This window comes from Pseudomonas oligotrophica (genome assembly GCF_021726475.1).
Taxonomy (GTDB): Bacteria; Pseudomonadota; Gammaproteobacteria; order Pseudomonadales; family Pseudomonadaceae; genus Stutzerimonas; species Stutzerimonas oligotrophica.
The window spans coordinates 176,521-193,046 of the sequence record NZ_JAKJRU010000006.1 but is presented as its reverse complement, the minus strand read 5'-3'; the positions used below and the strand labels follow the sequence as shown (position 1 = coordinate 193,046).

Sequence of the window (16,526 nt, the reverse complement as noted above, 5' to 3'; positions counted from 1 at the left end):
AAGGTGCCGGGCACCGGCGTGCCTTTTCATCGAATCGACCAGGGACCAGGATGACCAACTCTTCATCGAACCGCTGGCTGTGGCTGGCGGCGCTTCTGCTGTGCGGCTGGCTGGTCTATCAGCTTTCGCCGATCCTCTCGCCGTTCCTGGTGGGCATGTTGCTGGCCTACCTCGGCGACCCGCTGGTCGACCGCCTGGAGCGCTGGGGGCTGTCGCGTACCTGGGGCGTGATCGCGGTGTTCACGCTGTTCAGCCTGGCTTTGCTGCTGCTCCTGCTGGTACTGCTGCCGATGCTGGGCAAGCAGCTGGTGCGCCTCTATCAGCTGGCGCCGCAGGCCCTCGACTGGCTGCAGCACCAGGCGCTGCCCTGGGTGCAGGTGCAGCTCGGCCTGGAGCCCGGCTTCTGGCGCTTCGACCAGCTCAAGGCGTCGCTGTCCGGGCAGCTGGGCAATACCACCGATATCGTCGGCGGCCTGCTCAGCCGGGCCACCGCCTCGGGCCTGGCACTGCTGGCCTGGGTCGGCAACCTGCTGCTGATCCCGGTGGTGTGCTTCTACCTGCTGCGCGACTGGGACCACATCATGGCCAGGCTGCGCACCCTGCTGCCGCGACGGCAGGAGCCGGTGGTCGTCGGGTTGCTCGGCGAGTGCCACGAGGTGATCGGCGCCTTCCTGCGCGGCCAGCTGCTGGTGATGCTGGCGCTGGCCTTCGTCTACGCCGTGGGCCTGATGCTGGTGGGGCTCGAGCTCGGCCTGCTGATCGGCGTGCTGGCCGGGCTGGCGAGCATCGTGCCGTACATGGGCTTCGTCGTCGGCATCGGTGCGGCGATGGTTGCCGCACTGTTCCAGTTCGGCCTGGAGCCCTATCCGCTGCTGGCGGTGGCCGCGGTGTTCACCGTCGGCCAGATGCTCGAAGGCATGCTGCTGACGCCCTTGCTGGTCGGCGACCGCATCGGGCTGCATCCGGTGGCGGTGATCTTCGCGGTGCTGGCCGGCGGCCAGCTGTTCGGCTTCGTCGGCGTGCTGCTGGCCCTGCCGATCGCCGCGGTGATCATGGTCGTGCTGCGCCATGTACACGATATCTATAAACTGTCCGACCTTTATGCAGAGCGGGCCGAACTGCCGGCCGACCCTCCTCCCCGATGAATCCCATCCAGCTGCCACTGGGCGTGCGCCTTCGCGACGACGCCACCTTCGCCAACTTCTATCCGGGGGCCAACGCGGCCGCGCTGGGGTACGCAGAGCGGCTGTGCTCGCCTGCGGCCGGCTGGTCCGACGAACTCATCTACCTGTGGGGGCGCTCGGACACCGGCCGTAGCCATCTGCTGCAGGCTGCCTGCCTGCGCGTCGAGGAGCGCGGCGAGCTGGCGGTGTACCTGCCGTTGGCGGAGGTCGCCGGCTACGGGCCGGCGCTGCTGGACAACCTCGAACAGAGCGAGCTGGTATGCCTGGACGACCTGCAGGCGGTGGCCGGCGACGCGGTGTGGGAGGAGGCGCTGTTCCACCTGTTCAACCGCCTGCGTGACAGCGGTCGGCGCCTGCTGCTGGCCGCCGATGCGCCGCCGCGCGAGCTGGCGATCGCGCTGCCGGACCTGAAGTCGCGCCTGAGCCTGGCGCTGGTGTTCCAATTGCAGCCGCTGTCCGACGAGGACAAGCTGCGCGCCCTGCAGCTGCGTGCTTCGCGTCGCGGGCTCAACCTCCCGGACGATGTCGGCCGCTTCATCCTCACCCGCGGCGCACGCAGCATGAGCGCGCTGTTCGAACTGCTCGACCAGCTCGACCAGGCCTCGTTGCAGGCCCAGCGCAAGCTGACCATTCCATTCCTCAAGCAGACCCTCGGCTGGTAGGCGTTCAGCTCTCTCCGGCCTGCCTGCGGTCCAGCTGCGATTTCCAGCGCGTATAGAGCAGGGCGCTGCAGAACAGCATCAGGCTGATACTCGCCTCGGTCCAGCCGTAGAGGCTGCGTGCCGGGTCGAAGGCAGCCAGCACGCCACGGATGAAGTAGAGGTTGACCACGAAGCACAGCCAGGCGTGGGCGCGCGCCTGGCCGAGCAGCACCCCGGGCGCGACGATCAGCAGCGGCACCAGCAGGATGCTCAGCACCACCCAGGTGCGGGCGCCATGCAGGTCGGCGAACAGGCCGTTCCAGATGCCGACCAGCAGCAACAGCGCGACATAGCTGGCCAGGCTGATCGCCCGGACCAGGCGCACCCTCGGCTGGAGCCATTCCAGCGCGGGCAGCGGCTTGTTCTTTCTAGCCACGGTTACCTCCCAGGCGCGCTGCGGTGCGCGCCAGGCGTTCGCCGAGGGCGCGGCACAGGGCGGTCTCGTGTTCGTCCAGCGGGCGCTTGCCGTCCGCCCCGGCGAAATGACTGGCTCCGTAGGGCGTGCCGCCGCCGCGGGTCTCCAGCAGCGCACTCTCGCTGTAGGGCAGGCCCATCAGCAGCATGCCGTGGTGCAGCAGCGGCAGCTGCATGGACAGCAGCGTGCTCTCCTGGCCGCCGTGCAGGCTGGAGGTGGAGGTGAACACCGCGGCCGGCTTGTCCACCAGTTCCCCGGTCAGCCAGAGGTTGCTGGTGCCGTCGAGAAAATACTTGAGCGGCGCGGCCATGTTGCCGAAGCGCGTCGGGCTGCCCAGCGCCAGGGCGGCGCAATGGCGCAGGTCGTCCTGGCTGGCATAGATCGCCCCGCTGTCGGGAATCGCCGGTGCCACCGCCTCGCATTCGGTGGAGACCGCCGGCACGGTGCGCAGGCGCGCCTCCAGCCCGCCGCGTTCGACGCCGCGGGCGATCTGCCGGGCCATCTCGGCGGTCGCGCCGTGGCGGCTGTAATACAGCACCAGCACGTAGGGTGCGCTCATGGCAGCAGCTCCAGCACGCGCTCCGGCGGGCGGCCTACCACGGCCCGGTCGCCGACTACCAGGATCGGCCGTTCGATCAGTCGCGGATGCGCGCTCATCGCCTCGATCAGCCGGCTCTCGTCGAGCTGGTTGTCGTCCAGGCCCAGGCTGCGGTATTCCTCCTCGCCGGTGCGCAGCAACTGGCGGGCGGAGAGTCCCAGCTTGGCCAGCAGCTCGCGCAGCTCGCTGGCACTCGGCGGCGTCTCCAGGTAACGCACCAGGGTGGGCTCGAACCCGCGTGCCTGGAGCAGTTCGAGCGCGCCGCGCGACTTGGAGCAGCGCGGGTTGTGATAGAGGATCAGTTCGGTCATGTGGGTTGCGTCCGGCCGGTGAGGGCGGCCATTCTAACCTTCACGGGGCAGGCTGCCGAAACCCGGATCGACCGGGATGTGGCGCTTGCCGGACCGGCCACGCGGCAGCCAGGCGAGAGGACAGGGTTTGCGCATCGACAATCTGCTGGAGTTCGGTCGTTTCCTGCTGCGGCGCTTTCTCGCCGACCGCGGCCCGCAGAGCGCCGCCGCGCTGACCTATACCACGCTGTTCGCGGTGGTGCCGATGATGACCGTGACCTTCGCCATGCTCTCGGTGGTGCCGGCGTTCCAGGGCGTCGGCGAGCAGATCCAGCTGTTCATCTTCCGCAATTTCATCCCCTCGACCGGCGCCACCATCCAGGAGTATCTGGTGGCCTTTTCCGTGCAGGCGCGCCAGCTGACCTGGTTCGGCGTCGGCCTGCTGATGGCCACCGCGCTGATGATGCTGCTGACCATCGAGAAGGCCTTCAACACCATCTGGCGCGTCCGCCAGCCGCGACGCGGCATCTCGAGCTTCATGCTGTACTGGGCGATCCTCAGCCTCGGCCCGTTGCTGCTGGGCGCCGCGTTCGCCACCAGTACCTACCTGGCCTCGCTGACGCTGCTGTCCGGTCCCTACGCGATCATCGGCGCCAGTACCCTGCTGAAGGTGATGCCGCTGCTGTTGAGCGTGGCCGCCTTCACGCTGATCTACGCGGCGGTACCCAACACCCGCGTCCCGCTCAAGCATGCGCTGGCCGGCGGACTGTTCGCCGCGGCGCTGCTGGAGGCGGCCAAGGAGCTGTTCGGCCTGTACGTCAGCTATTTCCCCAGCTACCAGCTGATCTACGGCGCCTTTGCCACGGTGCCGTTCTTCCTGCTGTGGATCTACCTGTCATGGATCATCGTGCTGTTCGGCGCCGAGCTGGTCTGCGGCCTGTCGTCGTCGACGCAATGGCGGCGCCGATCGCTGCCGCGCCTGGTGCTGCTGCTGGTGCTGCTGCGCATCCTCCACCAGCGCCAGCAGCACGGGCGCGAACTGGACCTGCGCGGGCTGCGGCGCGCCGGATGGCCGCTGCCCAGCGACGAATGGGACGAGCTGATCGGGTTTCTCGAGGCCGAGCAGCTGGTGACGCGCACGGGCGGCGGCGGCTGGGTGCTCTGTCGCGACCTGGCGCATTACCCGATGCAGCAGCTGATGCAGAGCAATCCCTGGCCGATCCGGCATCCCGCCGCCCTTGCCGGCGGCCTCGACGAGCCCTGGTACCTGCCCCTGTGCGAAGCCCTGCAACAGTTGCAGGCCGAGCAGGCGCGACTGTTCGACGGCAGCCTGGCGGACTGGCTGCAGGGTGATGTGACAAAAAACGTCAGTAGCTGAGTGGGTGTGCCAGTTGCTCGCGGTCGTTGCCGTACGCGGCAGACGCAACCCGCGGGTGACAGGCGTCGACCAGGCGCGGCGGCAAGGGCCTGGCGCCAGCCGCCCTTGGCAAGTCAGGGCCTTCGCCGGCGTGGCACGCTTCTCGCTTTGCACGGGAGGGGCAGGGAGGACAGAGATGAACAACGAGCGTGGCAAGGTGATCCACTTACATCGTCGCATGCCGGCTGCAGCGCTCGATGCGCTCAACCGGCTGACCGGATTGCGTTTCAGCCACTGGCCCGAGTCGCTGGTCGAGCGCGCCGCCGAGCCGGTGCCGGAGTCGGCTGGGGCCCGCGTGGAGCAGGCTGTCGGCTGATCAGGCCGGCACGCGCTGGCGGTCGGCCTCGGCCGGGGCGGCGGGCTGGACGAAGAGTTCGTCGACGATCATCACTTCGATTGCAATCTCCGAGCGCAGCACGATCTGCAGGTCCTCGGCTGCCTGGCGGATCGGCAGCCGGGCGATGCCGGAGAGCAGGATTCTGCCGCTGGTGTCGATGCGCCCGTGGTCGATGGGCGCTTCGCGCAGGGCATTGCCGTCGCGATAGCGTGCCAGCAGCGACATGCCTCGTCCGGCCTGGCCAGGCAGCTGCAGCCAGGCTGCGACGTTGTATTCGGCGACCTTGCCGTCATGGCTGGTCAGCACGAGGGTGGCTTGCTGAACAATGCGAGCGGGTACCGACCCGACGAGTTTCTCGTATTGCTTGGACATGGCTCAGGCACCGTTGCGATGGGGAGGCCGAATTATAGGCAGCGCCGGCACGGCAAAACTGTGAGCGCTGCAGTGGCCGCCCGTGACCGGACTCGCAGATCGCGAACCCCGCCACCGCCCGGTCGCGGCTCGCCAAGCGCGGGCAGCGGCGGCACAATCGCGATTCCGTTGGCCAGGCATGCGAGGCGACCGATGACGCGGATTCTCACCATTACCCTGCTGGCGCTGTCGGCACTGCTTGGCGGTTGCGAGGCGGACTGGGGGGCTGACCAGCATGGCCGGCCGGTTGCGGCCGATGACCTCGCGGGGCGCTGGGTGGTGATCAACTACTGGGCCGAATGGTGCGCGCCCTGTCGTACGGAAATTCCCGAGCTGAACCGCCTGGCCGAGACCCGGCAGGATCTCGTGGTGCTGGGCGTCAACTTCGACGAGCTGCGTGGTGCTGAGCTGGCCCAGGCTGCCGAGGCGCTGGGCATCCGCTTTCGTGTGCTGGCTGACGACCCGGCCGAGCGGCTGGCCCTGGAGCGCAGCCCGGTACTGCCGGTCACCTACCTGGTCGATGCCGAGCGCCGGGTGCGCGAGCGGCTGGTCGGCGAGCAGACGGCGGCAGGCCTGGCGGCGCGGATCGAGCAGCTCGGCGCCCGGTAGCAGGCGTCAGGGGCGCACGTACCAGTAGTCGTGCCAGAAGCCGATCACCTTGTTCGGATAGCGATCGCGGCCCAGGCTGCCGTTGTAGCGGGCCAGCGCGCGGCGAACGTCGCCGTTCTCCCGCTTCAGGTAGTAGCTGAGGATGGTGCAGCCGTAGCGCAGGTTGGTGGCGTTGTCCGTCAGGTTATCCTGCGGGCGGCCCAGTTCGGCTTTCCAGAATGGCATCACCTGCATCATGCCCTGGGCGCCGACACTGGAGATGGCGAAGCGGTCGAAGCGGCTTTCGGCATGGATGAGCGCCACCACCAGGTCGGGGCGCAGGCCGGCGCGGGTCGCTTCGCGATGCACCAGGCGCAGCAGCTCCAGGCGCTCGTGTGGGTCGGCGACGTAACCTTGCAGGCGGGTGGACATGTCAAGCAGCCAGACCTCGGCGTCGAAGCGATCCTGGAAGCTGTCCGCCTCGGCGACGGTGCGCTGCAGCAGTTGGCGCAACTCGGGCTCGGGCGCCTGGCGCAGGTTCGCCGCAACGGGCAGTGCCAGCGCCGACAACAGGAGCACCAGGCAGGCATGCCGCTGCATCGTCGTGCTCAGTCGCCGGCGGCCGGGCTGGCCTGCCGCCCGGCATCGTGCAGCAGGCTCTGCAGGAACTGCTGCTGCAGCTCGGGATCGTGGCGGGTCAGCTCCACCAGGCTCTGCTCCAGTTCGCTGGCTTCCTCTTCCAGGCCGAGTTCGGAGAGCCGCTTGACGCGGTAGACCCACTGGGACACGTCGTCGCCTTCGAGGTCGTCGAAGATCAGCGCATGTGCCTCCTGCAGCTTGCTGCGCAGGGTGTGGCTGACCAGCAACAGCGCGTCGGCGCGGGTGCCGTCGTCGTCCTCGACGCTCAGCTGCAGCTTGCCGACCTGGGCGATGTCCTGCTCGGCGAAAGGTCCGTCGAGCAGGTTGAGCCGCAGGATGCCGTTGCGATCGGTATTGAGCGAATGGCTCTGCTCGCCGGCGGTGACGGTCACCGGGCGTTCGGCCCAGGGCAGGCTGGAATACTCCAGGCGTGCATCGCGCCGCTGTTCCTCGACACTGGCCAGGTTCTGCTGCGAGCGGCCATTGGTCTCGGCGTTCATGAACGGGTTGAGGCCGGCGAAACCGTAGCTGATCCAGTCCCGGGTGGCGCTGGTCGGCACGTTGCCGAGCAGCACGACGTTCGCCAGGTTCGCGCCGATGCCGGCGACCACCGCCACCGCGCCCAGCGGGATCTCGTAGAGTTCGCGCCAAGGTTGGTAGGGGGTGTAGCGGTCGTAGCGGCGGGTCACCTCGAAGTCGGTGACTTCGAAGGTCTTCTGCTCCTGCACACGCACCCGGCGTTGCGGCAGCTCGAGCACCATGGGCTCGCCTACCTCGATGCGCAGGCTGTGGTCGAGCAGCTTGCGCTCGGTACGTGCTTCATGTTCGCTGCGCTGCGGCAGCTGGTTGGCGCAGCCTGCAAGCAGCAGCGCCGCGCAGAGCGCGGCGCCTGTTTGAGTGGCAACTCGTTGGTTGAGCATGGTTCGGTGGTCAGCGGGATGCCCGGGCGTTGATGAAGGGCAGGATGTCGGCGATGGCGACGGCCTGGGCTTCGCTGTCGCGGCGATGCTTGTATTCCAGGGCGCCGTCGGCCAGGCCGCGGTCGCTCACCACGATGCGGTGCGGGATGCCGATCAGTTCCATGTCGGCGAACTTGACGCCGGGGCTGGTCTTCTTGTCGCGATCGTCGAGCAGCACCTCGTACCCGGCGGCAACCAGGTCGGCGTAGAGCTTGTCGGTCGCCTCGCGCACTGCCGGGCTCTCGTACTTCATCGGTACGATGGCGATCTGGAAGGGCGCCAGGGCGTCCGGCCAGAGAATGCCGCGCTCGTCGTAGTTCTGTTCGATGGCCGCGGCCACGACACGAGAAACGCCAATGCCGTAGCAGCCCATGATCAGGGTGACCGGCTTGCCGTTCTCGCCCATGACCTGGCAGTTCATCGCTTCGCTGTACTTGGTGCCGAGCTGGAAGATGTGGCCGACCTCGATGCCGCGCTTGATCATCAGGCTGCCCTGGCCATCCGGGCTCGGGTCGCCTTCGACCACGTTGCGCAGGTCCGCCACTTCCGGCAGCGCCAGGTCGCGCTCCCAGTTGATGCCGAAGTAGTGCTTGTCCTCGACGTTGGCGCCGGCGGCGAAGTCGCCCATCAGGGCCACCGAGCGGTCCACCACGCAGGGAATCGGCAGGTTCAGCGGGCCCAGCGAGCCGGGGCCGGCGCCGATGGCCGCGCGGATCTCGGCTTCGGAGGCCATCACCAGCGGGTTGGCGACCTGGGCCAGGTTGGCGGCCTTGATCTCGTTGAGCTCGTGGTCCCCACGCACCACCAGGGCGATCAGCTTGCCCTTCTCGGCGGCGTGCACCACCAGGGTCTTGACTGTCTTCTCGATGGCCAGGTCGAACTGCGCGACCAGTTGCTCGATGGTCTTGGCATCGGGGGTGTCGACCAGGCGCAGTTCCTCGGTGGCGGCAGCACGTTCGCGCTCGCGCGGGATGGCTTCGGCCTTCTCGATATTGGCGGCGTAGTCGGAGCTGTCGCTGAAGGCGATATCGTCTTCGCCGGACTCGGCCAGCACGTGGAACTCGTGCGAGCCGGTGCCGCCGATCGAGCCGGTGTCGGCCTGCACCGGACGGAAATCCAGCCCCAGGCGGGTGAACACGTTGCAGTACGCCTGGTGCATGCGGTCGTAGGTTTCCTGCAGCGACTCCTGGGACAGGTGGAAGGAGTAGGCGTCCTTCATCAGGAATTCGCGGCCGCGCATCAGGCCGAAGCGCGGGCGGATCTCGTCACGGAACTTGGTCTGGATCTGGTAGAAGTTGATCGGCAGCTGCTTGTAGCTGTTCAGCTCGTTGCGCGCCAGATCGGTGATCACTTCCTCGTGGGTCGGGCCGACGCAGAAATCACGCTCGTGGCGGTCCTTGATGCGCAGCAGCTCGGGGCCGTACTGCTCCCAGCGACCGGACTCCTGCCACAGCTCGGCCGGCTGGATCGCCGGCATCAGCACTTCCAGGGCGCCCGCCTTGTTCATCTCGTCGCGCACGATCGCCTCGGCCTTGCGCAGCGCCCGCAACCCCATCGGCATCCAGGTGTAGAGGCCGGAAGCCAGCTTGCGGATCATGCCGGCGCGCAGCATCAGCTGGTGGCTGATCACCACGGCATCGGAAGGGGTTTCTTTGAGGGTCGAGAGCAGGAACTGACTGGTGCGCATCTGGCCGTTGTGTCCTTGCAGGGAGGCGATAAATGTGGCTCGGCATTGTACGGCCCGGCGTGGGGCACGTACAGAATGAGCTGGCGGATGGTGCGGCGGGCAGAAACGAAAGAGCCCGGCTTGCGCCGGGCTCCTTGGGTCGAACAGCGTCGAGCGGTGTTACAGGATGCTCAGCGGGTATTCGACGAAGGCGCGGATCTCGTTGAGGTCCGGGCTGCCGGCGTCGCGCAGGGCGCCGTTGGAGCGGTAGATGGAGTTGCGCAGCTTGACCTTGAGATCCTTGGCCGGGCCGCTCTGCACCACGTACTGGACCTGGTTGAAGAACTCGCGTTCCTTGCCTTCGCCAGCGCCGGTATCGATGTTGTCGCCGTAGACGTAGGCGGTCTTCCAGAACAGTCCCGGCATGCCGAAGCTGCTGAAGTCCAGCTCGTAGCTGGCCTGCCAGGAGCGCTCGTCCTTCCAGTTGAAGTCGGAGTAGTAGGAGTTGGCGACCCAGATGGAGCTGCCGCCGTCGCCGATGTCGTAGAAGTAGTTGCTGTCGCCGCTCACGCGCTGGTGCGCCAGGATGAAGGCATGCGCGCCGACCGAATAGGTAGCCGCCAGGCTCCAGATGGTGGTATCCAGAGTCTCGCCAAAGGTCTCTTTGTCGAACTTGTTGTCGTAGATGTTGAAGTCGAAGCCCAGCGACTGGCTGTCGGACAGCGGCATCACGTAATTGACGTTGGCGTACTTCTTCTTGGCCACGTCTTCGTTGTCCGCGTAATAAAGCGAAGTGCTGAGATTGTCGGTAAAGGCATAGGTGCCGCCGATCACGTCGATGCTCTTCAGGCCCACGTCGTCGTGGCTGGAAGAGGGCATGGAGCTGTCGGCGGTGAAGCGGCCGACATTCAGCTCGAGGCCGTCGATCTCCTTGCTGGTGATCAGGGTGCCGGTGAACGACTCGGGCAGCAGGCGCGAATCGTCAGAGGCCAGTACCGGCATCATCGGCATCTGGTCGCCATACTTGACCACGGTGTTGGAGAACTGCAGCTTGACGGCAGCGCCAGCCTGGCCGACGTCGTGTACCGGGTCGCCCTCGGAGTCGAGTTCGAACATGGCGCCGTAGTTGTAGCCGCTACCGCCATCCAGGCGCACGCCGAGCAGGCCGAACGCATCGACGCCGACGCCGATGGTGCCCTGGGTGAAGCCCGATTCGAAGGTGGTAATGAAGCCCTGGCCCAGGCTGCGTACATCACCCACGCCGTCCTTGAAGTCGCGGTTGAAATAAGTGGTACGCAGCAGCAGGTCCAGGCCGGCGTCTTCGACGAAGCCCTTGGCTTCGGACTGCTGGCTGGCAACCGCCATCTGCGAAGTGCCCGCTGCAACGGCGAGGGCAATTACACTCCACTTCATCACTTTCATCGTGATTTGCTCCTTTGGTTTAAACGACTGCCTTCATGCCCGTGCATTCCGGCAAAATTATTATTCGATTTGCGTTAGCGGGCCGCTTCTATGTGTCGGCAGCCGCGCTGTGCGCTGACTGTACTGTCTAGTTGGGGTTGCGCGCTAGGGCAAGCTGGCTACCTGGTCAGGCCATTCGCGCCAATCAACAGGGTTCCAGCAAGAAGCGTGCACAAGTTGCGATTCGCCGATTGCGCGGCGTTCGGCGGGCTGGTCCCGCTGCTGGCGCACCAGGACGGTGCGTCTGGCGCGGGCGCTTGCGCCGGGCTGGGGCGCGCAGTGGAGGGCGCTGTCGCGGGGCGTCGGCTGGCGTATCCTGATGGCCTGTCGTGGGGCGCCCTTGCCCCGTCATCGAACTGAGGAGCGAGCCTGATGTTTACCCTCGATGCGCGCTTGGCGCAGGACACCCTGCCGATCGGCGACTTCCCGTTGTGCCGCCTGCTGCTGATGAACGATGCGAACTACCCCTGGTTCATCCTGGTGCCCAGGTGCGAAGAGGTCAGCGAGTTGTTCCAGCTCGACCCGCAGGACCAGGCGCAGCTCTGGCGAGAGGCGACCGACCTGGCCGAGTTGCTCAAGGACACGTTCGGCGCGGACAAGATGAACGTGGCCACCCTCGGCAACGTGGTGAGCCAGCTGCACGTGCATGTGATCGCCCGTCGGCGTGGCGATGCGAGCTGGCCGGCGCCGGTCTGGGGGCAGGTGCCGGCGCGGCCCTACACGCCCGAGCAGGTCGCCACGATCCGCCACAAGCTCAAGCTTGTGCTGGACCAAGAGTTTCGTTTTGGAGAATGACCATGGATAGCGAAGCGCGAATTGCCGATCTGGAAACCCGCCTGGCGTTTCAGGACGACGCCCTGCAGACGCTGAGCGACGTGCTGGTCGAACAGCAGCGGACGCTCGATCGCCTGCAGCTGCAGCTCGAGGTGCTGGCTCGCCGGCAGGAGGAGATGCAGAGTCGCATCGGTGATGAGGGTGAGGAGCCCCCGCCGCCGCATTACTGAGCGACGGCGGGGGCAGGGGCTCAGCGGGCGTGAAGGATCACCACGTCCTCGGCCTGCGGGCCCTTGTCGCGCACGACGATGGCGAAATCCACCTGCTGTCCTTCCACCAGCACGCGATGGCCTTCGCCGCGGATGGCGCGAAAGTGCACGAAGACGTCCTCGCCGGTCTCGCGCGAGATGAAGCCGAACCCTTTCGAGGTGTTGAACCACTTCACCGTGCCGGTCTCGCGCGGGCCCTGGCCGGAGGGGCTGGCGACCGTGTCGCTCGCACGTTCGCGCGGGCGTTCGCGGCGCGGCGCGGCGCTCGAGCCGGGTTGGCTCTGCAGGGTCGCCAGGTGCAGCAGGACGGCGACCAGCGCCAGCAGTAGTGCGGCCAGTGTGGCCGGCTGGCCGGCGAGGTGGTCGATCGGGATCAGGGTGACGAGCGCCTGGATGGCAGCGGCCAGCAGCATCAGCGCCGAGGCGGCGACGAATACCGGCCGGGTACTCTGGACCTGGAGCCTGCAGAAGGGGATGAACTGGATATTCAGCAGGCCGATCAGAAACAGGCCGATGGCCGGGGCGTGCTCCAGCAACGGAGCCTGGCCACGCAGGCTGGGAACGAACGAAAGCAGCAGGGCAGCGATGCCCGTGAACAGATGCACAATCTTCAACATGCTTGAACTCGCGACTGGAAAAATAACGAAAGCGTGCGGCGGCAAGGTCTTGCGACGGTTTCGGCCGGATAGCCGGCCAAGGCGGGTCGCCGAAACGCGGCGGTATTTAACAGGAGCGCGCGGGCGGCAGCAAACGAGGGGTATGTGAGCAGCGGTTGCGGCGATGGGCGTGGACGGCTGCCCGTCCACGCCGGCCGCATCAGGCGGCGAGCAGGCTGCGCAGCATCCAGGCGGTCTTTTCGTGGGTCTGCATGCGCTGGGTCAGCAGGTCGGCGGTCGGCTCGTCGCTGACCTTGTCCAGCAGCGGGAAGATGCCACGGGCCGTGCGGACCACCGCTTCCTGGCCTTCGACCAGCAGTTTGATCATCTCTTCGGCGCTGGGCACGCCTTCCTCTTCCTTGATCGAGGACAGTCGCGCGTAGGCGGCATAGGTGCCCGGCGCAGGGAAGCCCAGGGCACGGATGCGCTCGGCGATCTCGTCCACTGCCAGGGCCAGTTCGGTGTACTGCGTCTCGAACATGGTGTGCAGCGTGTTGAACATCGGCCCGGTCACGTTCCAGTGGAAGTTGTGGGTCTTGAGATAGAGGGTGTAGGTGTCGGCCAGGAGTCGGGAGAGTCCTTCGGCGATGGCGGCACGATCCTGTTCGGCGATGCCGATGTTGATTTCCATGTTTCGTTCTCCGGTTTTGGTTGAGCCAGGCACGGATAGTAAGCCACAAAGGTCTCCTCCGTTGCAGGCGGTAAAAGCTGCCCAGGCCGTTTGAAACGGCACTTGGCGCCGGGTTCCCGCCGGTGGCCGGGCGACGGCTGCGTCATGCCGATTAAGTGGATATAATCCCGCGCTTGTGCCCGGCGGCTCGATGTGTTGCACGAAGCCGATACCGCGATCAACGAATTCACCGATACGAGAAGCGAAGCCACCATGATGCGCAGCCACTATTGCGGCCAACTGAACGAAAGCCTGGATGGTCAGGAAATCACCCTCTGCGGTTGGGTACATCGCCGTCGCGACCATGGCGGGGTGATCTTCCTCGATATCCGGGACCGTGAAGGCCTGGCCCAGGTGGTGTTCGATCCGGATCGCGCGGAAACCTTCGCCAAGGCCGATCGCGTGCGCAGCGAGTACGTGGTGAAGGTCACCGGCAAGGTGCGCCTGCGCCCGGCCGGCGCGGTGAATCCGAACATGGCCTCCGGTGCCATCGAGGTGCTGGGCTACGAGCTCGAGGTGCTCAACGAGGCCGAGACGCCGCCGTTCCCGCTCAACGAGTACAGCGATGTCGGTGAGGAAACCCGCCTGCGCTATCGCTTCGTCGACCTGCGTCGCCCGGAGATGGCCGAGAAGCTCAAGCTGCGCTCGCGCATCACCGCCAGCATCCGCCGCTACCTGGACGAGAACGGCTTCCTCGACGTCGAGACGCCGATCCTCGGCCGCCCGACTCCCGAGGGCGCGCGCGACTACCTGGTGCCCAGCCGTACCCATGCCGGCAACTTCTTCGCCCTGCCGCAATCGCCGCAGCTGTTCAAGCAGCTTTTGATGGTGGCCGGCTTCGACCGCTACTACCAGATCGCCAAGTGCTTCCGCGACGAGGACCTGCGCGCCGACCGCCAGCCTGAATTCACCCAAATCGACATCGAGACCAGCTTCCTCGACGAGGCGGACATCATCGGCATCACCGAAGGCATGATTCGCAAGCTGTTCAAGGAAGTGCTGGACCTGGAATTCGGCGAGTTCCCGCACATGCCGTTCGAGGAAGCCATGCGCCGCTACGGCTCCGACAAGCCGGACCTGCGCATCCCGCTGGAGCTGGTGGACGTCGCCGACCAGCTCAATGCCGTCGAATTCAAGGTGTTCAGCGGTCCGGCCAACGATCCGAAGGGTCGCGTCGCCGCGCTGCGCGTCCCCGGTGCGGCGAGCATGCCGCGCAGCCAGATCGACGACTACACCAAGTTCGTCGGCATCTACGGCGCCAAGGGCCTGGCCTACATCAAGGTCAACGAGCGCGCCAAGGGTGTCGAGGGCCTGCAGTCGCCGATCGTCAAGTTCATCCCGGAAGACAACCTCAACGTCATCCTCGACCGCGTCGGCGCCCAGGACGGCGACATCGTGTTCTTCGGCGCCGACAAGGCCAAGATCGTCTCCGAGGCCCTGGGCGCGCTGCGCATCCGCCTCGGTCACGACCTCAAGCTGCTGACCTGCGACTGGGCGCCGCTGTGGGTGGTCGACTTCCCGATGTTCGAGGAGAACGACGACGGTTCGCTGTCCGCGCTGCACCATCCGTTCACCGCGCCCAAGTGCAGCCCCGAGGAACTGGAGGCCAATCCGGCCGCCGCGCTGTCGCGTGCCTACGACATGGTGCTCAACGGCACCGAGCTGGGCGGCGGTTCGATCCGTATCCATCGCAAGGACATGCAGCAGGCGGTGTTCCGCACTCTCGGCATCGACGAGGCCGAGCAGGAGGAGAAGTTCGGCTTCCTGCTCGATGCACTGAAGTTCGGCGCCCCGCCGCATGGCGGCCTGGCCTTCGGCCTGGATCGCCTGGTGATGCTGATGACCGGCGCGCAGTCGATCCGCGAAGTCATCGCCTTCCCGAAGACCCAGAGCGCCGCGGACGTGATGACCCAGGCGCCGGGTGCCGTCGATGGCAAGGCGCTTCGCGAACTGCACATCCGCCTGCGCGAGCAGCCGAAGGCAGAGTGAAGGGCGTGCCGGGACCGGGTCCCGGCACCAACAGCGTTAAGAGAGGGAGAGATTCATGGCGGGTCATTCCAAATGGGCCAATATCAAACACCGCAAGGGGCGCCAGGACGCCAAGCGGGGCAAGATCTTCACCAAGCTCATCCGTGAGCTGACCGTGGCGGCCAAGAGCGGTGCGATCCCGGCGGACAATCCGCGTCTGCGCCTGGCCGTGGACAAGGCGCTGACCGCCAACATGTCGCGCGACGTGATCGACCGGGCGATCGCCCGCGGGGCCGGCAACAATGACGCCGACAACGTTGTCGAGCTGAGCTACGAGGGCTATGCGCCGAGCGGCGTGGCCATCATCGTCGAGGCCATGACCGACAATCGCAACCGCACCGCCGCCGAAGTCCGCCATGCGTTCAGCAAGAATGGCGGCAACCTGGGTACCGATGGTTCGGTGGCCTACATGTTCGACCGCAAGGGGCTGATCAGCTATGCGCCGGGCGTGGACGAGGATGCCCTGATGGAGGCGGCCCTCGAGGCCGGCGCCGACGACGTGGTGGTAGAGGAAGACGGCTCGGCGCAGGTCTACACCAGCTTCACCGAGTTCCATGCCGTCAACGAGGCACTGGCCGCGGCGGGCTTCAAGGCCGACGAAGCCGAGGTTGCGATGATCCCGTCGATTTCCGCGCCGGTGGCCGATCTGGAGACCGCGCAGAAGGTGCTGCGCCTGATCGATGCACTGGAGGACCTGGACGACGTGCAGAACGTCTACCACAACGCCGACATCCCCGGCGAGATCATGGAACAGCTGGACTGAGTGCTGCCGGGCCGCTGCGAAGCCGGAAGCCATCCACGGATGCTTCCGGCTTCGCTGTTTCTGAGGCAGCCGGCCTCGAGTGGCGTGCCGGTAGCCGTCGCCCTGGCTGGCCCCTATACTCTGGCGCTGGATATATAGACAGTATGGCGGCTGCATGACGCTGATCCTTGGTATCGACCCCGGCTCGCGCATTACCGGCTACGGTGTGGTGCGCGACACCGGACGCGGTTGCGAGTACGTGGCCTCCGGCTGCATTCGCACCGGGGGGGGCGAGCTGCACGAGCGGCTGCAGGCGGTGTATCGCGGCATCAGCGAGGTCATCCGCCTGTACGGGCCGGTGACCATGGGTATCGAGCAGGTGTTCATGGCGCGCAATGCCGACTCGGCGCTCAAGCTCGGCCAGGCACGGGGCGCGGCCATCGTCGCCGGGGCCGAGGCGGGCCTGCAGATCGCCGAGTACACCGCGACCCAGGTCAAGCAGGCCATCGCTGGCACCGGCGGGGCGGACAAGCAGCAGGTGCAAATGATGGTCATGCACTTGCTCAAATTGGTGCAGAAGCCGCAGATCGATGCGTCGGACGCCCTGGCCATCGCCTTGTGCCACGCCCATCATCGGCAGAGCCTGATTCCCCATGGGCTGGCCGGCGCCCGCCGGCGCGGTGGCCGGCTGCGGTTGTAGAGCGGATAATTTTTCATGCCC

The 16,526-nt window shown here is 66.6% G+C and carries 20 protein-coding genes; 10 read left to right on the top strand and 10 right to left on the bottom strand.

Translation table 11 applies throughout. The annotated features are described in order from the left end of the window. Positions 1 to 50: 50 nt before the first annotated feature. Positions 51 to 1,145, top strand: coding sequence for an AI-2E family transporter (locus L3N39_RS14150; protein ID WP_237258090.1), 1,095 nt, complete (start codon positions 51 to 53; stop codon positions 1,143 to 1,145). Then, the gene (gene hda, locus L3N39_RS14145) at positions 1,142 to 1,846 is read left to right on the top strand and encodes a DnaA regulatory inactivator Hda (protein WP_237258089.1); all 705 of its coding nucleotides are present in this window, start codon (positions 1,142 to 1,144) and stop codon (positions 1,844 to 1,846) included. The genes L3N39_RS14150 and hda overlap by 4 nt, the downstream gene beginning before the upstream one ends. A gap of 4 nt (positions 1,847 to 1,850) precedes the next feature. On the opposite strand, the gene L3N39_RS14140 is transcribed toward hda, so the two are convergent. Genes L3N39_RS14140 through arsC form a run of 3 tightly spaced genes read right to left on the bottom strand, consistent with a single transcriptional unit; the run spans position 1,851 to position 3,209 of the window. Beyond that, entirely contained in the window at positions 1,851 to 2,261 is a 411-nt protein-coding gene (locus tag L3N39_RS14140) for a DUF2069 domain-containing protein (RefSeq protein ID WP_237258088.1), read from the bottom strand. Then, the gene (gene wrbA, locus L3N39_RS14135) at positions 2,254 to 2,859 is read right to left on the bottom strand and encodes an NAD(P)H:quinone oxidoreductase (RefSeq protein ID WP_237258087.1); all 606 of its coding nucleotides are present in this window, start codon (positions 2,857 to 2,859) and stop codon (positions 2,254 to 2,256) included. Before wrbA ends, L3N39_RS14140 begins: the two co-directional genes overlap by 8 nt. Further along, on the bottom strand, positions 2,856 to 3,209 hold the full coding sequence (gene arsC / locus L3N39_RS14130; RefSeq protein ID WP_237258086.1) for an arsenate reductase (glutaredoxin): 354 nt from the start codon (positions 3,207 to 3,209) through the stop codon (positions 2,856 to 2,858). Before arsC ends, wrbA begins: the two co-directional genes overlap by 4 nt. 127 nt (positions 3,210 to 3,336) lie before the next feature. On the opposite strand from arsC, the gene L3N39_RS14125 reads away from it, so the two are divergent. After that, positions 3,337 to 4,566, top strand: coding sequence for a YihY family inner membrane protein (locus tag L3N39_RS14125; protein WP_237258085.1), 1,230 nt, complete (start codon positions 3,337 to 3,339; stop codon positions 4,564 to 4,566). Positions 4,567 to 4,741: 175 nt separating this feature from the next. Beyond that, the gene (locus L3N39_RS14120) at positions 4,742 to 4,921 is read left to right on the top strand and encodes a hypothetical protein (RefSeq protein ID WP_237258084.1); all 180 of its coding nucleotides are present in this window, start codon (positions 4,742 to 4,744) and stop codon (positions 4,919 to 4,921) included. Here the strand turns inward: L3N39_RS14120 and L3N39_RS14115 are convergent, their stop codons facing one another. Continuing rightward, the gene (locus tag L3N39_RS14115) at positions 4,922 to 5,314 is read right to left on the bottom strand and encodes a hypothetical protein (RefSeq protein WP_237258083.1); all 393 of its coding nucleotides are present in this window, start codon (positions 5,312 to 5,314) and stop codon (positions 4,922 to 4,924) included. It lies immediately after the preceding gene. A gap of 192 nt (positions 5,315 to 5,506) precedes the next feature. Here L3N39_RS14115 and L3N39_RS14110 point away from each other — a divergent pair, with 192 nt between their 5' ends. Next, positions 5,507 to 5,962: a TlpA family protein disulfide reductase gene (locus L3N39_RS14110; RefSeq protein WP_237258082.1), complete on the top strand. Its 456-nt coding sequence runs from the start codon at positions 5,507 to 5,509 to the stop codon at positions 5,960 to 5,962. Positions 5,963 to 5,968: 6 nt separating this feature from the next. Here the strand turns inward: L3N39_RS14110 and L3N39_RS14105 are convergent, their stop codons facing one another. From L3N39_RS14105 to L3N39_RS14090, 4 genes are all read right to left on the bottom strand, one after another. Continuing rightward, positions 5,969 to 6,541, bottom strand: a complete 573-nt coding sequence (locus L3N39_RS14105; protein WP_237258081.1) for a lytic transglycosylase domain-containing protein — start codon at positions 6,539 to 6,541, stop codon at positions 5,969 to 5,971. Between the two features lie 8 nt (positions 6,542 to 6,549). Next, complete coding sequence (locus L3N39_RS14100; protein ID WP_237258080.1) at positions 6,550 to 7,500, bottom strand: hypothetical protein; 951 nt, start codon at positions 7,498 to 7,500, stop codon at positions 6,550 to 6,552. Positions 7,501 to 7,510: 10 nt separating this feature from the next. Further along, complete coding sequence (locus L3N39_RS14095; protein ID WP_237258079.1) at positions 7,511 to 9,226, bottom strand: proline--tRNA ligase; 1,716 nt, start codon at positions 9,224 to 9,226, stop codon at positions 7,511 to 7,513. 159 nt (positions 9,227 to 9,385) lie between these two features. Continuing rightward, positions 9,386 to 10,627, bottom strand: coding sequence for an OprD family porin (locus tag L3N39_RS14090; protein ID WP_237258078.1), 1,242 nt, complete (start codon positions 10,625 to 10,627; stop codon positions 9,386 to 9,388). A gap of 411 nt (positions 10,628 to 11,038) precedes the next feature. Between L3N39_RS14090 and L3N39_RS14085 the strand changes: the two genes are divergently transcribed. Together L3N39_RS14085 and L3N39_RS14080 are read left to right on the top strand one after the other, a co-directional pair. Next, entirely contained in the window at positions 11,039 to 11,461 is a 423-nt protein-coding gene (locus L3N39_RS14085; RefSeq protein ID WP_237258077.1) for an HIT family protein, read from the top strand. 2 nt (positions 11,462 to 11,463) lie between these two features. Further along, entirely contained in the window at positions 11,464 to 11,670 is a 207-nt protein-coding gene (locus L3N39_RS14080) for a SlyX family protein (protein ID WP_237258076.1), read from the top strand. 20 nt (positions 11,671 to 11,690) lie between these two features. Here L3N39_RS14080 and L3N39_RS18910 read toward each other — a convergent pair whose 3' ends face one another. After that, entirely contained in the window at positions 11,691 to 12,326 is a 636-nt protein-coding gene (locus L3N39_RS18910) for a cold-shock protein (RefSeq protein ID WP_284691948.1), read from the bottom strand. Between the two features lie 199 nt (positions 12,327 to 12,525). Next, positions 12,526 to 12,996 (bottom strand): Dps family protein, encoded by a 471-nt coding sequence (locus L3N39_RS14070; protein WP_237258075.1) that lies wholly within the window; start codon positions 12,994 to 12,996, stop codon positions 12,526 to 12,528. 252 nt (positions 12,997 to 13,248) lie between these two features. On the opposite strand from L3N39_RS14070, the gene aspS reads away from it, so the two are divergent. From aspS to ruvC, 3 genes are all read left to right on the top strand, one after another. After that, a complete protein-coding gene (aspS, locus tag L3N39_RS14065) occupies positions 13,249 to 15,024 on the top strand; it encodes an aspartate--tRNA ligase (RefSeq protein WP_237258271.1) in 1,776 nt (591 codons plus the stop codon). A gap of 55 nt (positions 15,025 to 15,079) precedes the next feature. Next, a complete protein-coding gene (locus L3N39_RS14060; protein ID WP_237258074.1) occupies positions 15,080 to 15,826 on the top strand; it encodes a YebC/PmpR family DNA-binding transcriptional regulator in 747 nt (248 codons plus the stop codon). A 154-nt stretch (positions 15,827 to 15,980) separates the two neighbouring features. Continuing rightward, positions 15,981 to 16,505, top strand: a complete 525-nt coding sequence (gene ruvC, locus L3N39_RS14055; RefSeq protein WP_237258073.1) for a crossover junction endodeoxyribonuclease RuvC — start codon at positions 15,981 to 15,983, stop codon at positions 16,503 to 16,505. The last annotated feature ends 21 nt before the right edge of the window (positions 16,506 to 16,526 follow it).

Coding starts and splice junctions, on each gene's coding strand:
- ruvC (WP_237258073.1), top strand. CDS start 15,981: ATGACGCTGATCCTTGGTATCGACCCCGGCTCGCGCATTACCGGCTAC.
- L3N39_RS14105 (WP_237258081.1), bottom strand. CDS start 6,541: ATGCAGCGGCATGCCTGCCTGGTGCTCCTGTTGTCGGCGCTGGCACTG.
- L3N39_RS14100 (WP_237258080.1), bottom strand. CDS start 7,500: ATGCTCAACCAACGAGTTGCCACTCAAACAGGCGCCGCGCTCTGCGCG.
- L3N39_RS14060 (WP_237258074.1), top strand. CDS start 15,080: ATGGCGGGTCATTCCAAATGGGCCAATATCAAACACCGCAAGGGGCGC.
- L3N39_RS14110 (WP_237258082.1), top strand. CDS start 5,507: ATGACGCGGATTCTCACCATTACCCTGCTGGCGCTGTCGGCACTGCTT.
- arsC (WP_237258086.1), bottom strand. CDS start 3,209: ATGACCGAACTGATCCTCTATCACAACCCGCGCTGCTCCAAGTCGCGC.
- L3N39_RS14095 (WP_237258079.1), bottom strand. CDS start 9,226: ATGCGCACCAGTCAGTTCCTGCTCTCGACCCTCAAAGAAACCCCTTCC.
- L3N39_RS14080 (WP_237258076.1), top strand. CDS start 11,464: ATGGATAGCGAAGCGCGAATTGCCGATCTGGAAACCCGCCTGGCGTTT.
- L3N39_RS14070 (WP_237258075.1), bottom strand. CDS start 12,996: ATGGAAATCAACATCGGCATCGCCGAACAGGATCGTGCCGCCATCGCC.
- L3N39_RS14115 (WP_237258083.1), bottom strand. CDS start 5,314: ATGTCCAAGCAATACGAGAAACTCGTCGGGTCGGTACCCGCTCGCATT.
- L3N39_RS14085 (WP_237258077.1), top strand. CDS start 11,039: ATGTTTACCCTCGATGCGCGCTTGGCGCAGGACACCCTGCCGATCGGC.
- L3N39_RS18910 (WP_284691948.1), bottom strand. CDS start 12,326: ATGTTGAAGATTGTGCATCTGTTCACGGGCATCGCTGCCCTGCTGCTT.
- hda (WP_237258089.1), top strand. CDS start 1,142: ATGAATCCCATCCAGCTGCCACTGGGCGTGCGCCTTCGCGACGACGCC.
- L3N39_RS14090 (WP_237258078.1), bottom strand. CDS start 10,627: ATGAAAGTGATGAAGTGGAGTGTAATTGCCCTCGCCGTTGCAGCGGGC.
- aspS (WP_237258271.1), top strand. CDS start 13,249: ATGATGCGCAGCCACTATTGCGGCCAACTGAACGAAAGCCTGGATGGT.
- L3N39_RS14120 (WP_237258084.1), top strand. CDS start 4,742: ATGAACAACGAGCGTGGCAAGGTGATCCACTTACATCGTCGCATGCCG.
- L3N39_RS14150 (WP_237258090.1), top strand. CDS start 51: ATGACCAACTCTTCATCGAACCGCTGGCTGTGGCTGGCGGCGCTTCTG.
- wrbA (WP_237258087.1), bottom strand. CDS start 2,859: ATGAGCGCACCCTACGTGCTGGTGCTGTATTACAGCCGCCACGGCGCG.